Here is a 582-nt window from a genome sequence, read left to right on the forward strand (position 1 = left end):
AGTTTGGATATCCATTGTCGTTCCTTTCTGAAAAAGCGAGTAGGCTAGATTTTGAGAATCAGAATCCTTTGCGCTGTTATGATGGTTTCCTTTGGGCATTTTGATTGCGCGTGAGGTTGTTTTGAATACGGTTACCTTGAGTATACGCATTGCGCGCGTAATTCGAGCAAATCGCTGCGCAAAAGGCGCGCCAAGAAAAAGAGGATTTCAAGGTTCTCGATTTCATTGGTGTTTGGATTGAGGCGCGCGATGATGTCATCGCCGAGTTCTTCGGTTTCTTGCTCTTTGCAAGGCGGAACCGTGTCAATGCGAAGAATGTCAGCTACGCGGTCGTATTTGAAAATCAGTTTCGCGCTCACTTTTCAACTCTCGCCGCTGAACTCTGAAAACTCTTCGCCACATTTTTTGAGAATCGCTTGTTTTACCTCTGCGCTCAAACGAAAGTTTGTCCGCTCCACCTTGTCTAACACCGCTTTTGCCGAAACGATATACCCATTCAGTTTCGCATCTGCAATAATACCCAGCGTTCCCGTAAAGGCAATTCCTAACTCACGCGCATACTTTCTTCCTCTCAAATCGTCT

Annotated in this window: 2 protein-coding genes; both read right to left on the reverse strand. The window is 45.9% G+C overall.

All coding sequences use genetic code 11. The annotated features are described in order from the left end of the window. Positions 1 to 131: 131 nt before the first annotated feature. A complete protein-coding gene (locus NZ585_15050) occupies positions 132 to 359 on the reverse strand; it encodes a DUF2283 domain-containing protein (GenBank protein ID MCS7081346.1) in 228 nt (75 codons plus the stop codon). A gap of 3 nt (positions 360 to 362) precedes the next feature. Further along, the coding region (locus NZ585_15055; GenBank protein MCS7081347.1) for a DUF3368 domain-containing protein at positions 363 to 582 on the reverse strand (220 nt) is incomplete at its 5' end.

It is taken from the genome of Chloracidobacterium sp., assembly GCA_025057975.1.
GTDB lineage: Bacteria > Acidobacteriota > Blastocatellia > Chloracidobacteriales > Chloracidobacteriaceae > Chloracidobacterium.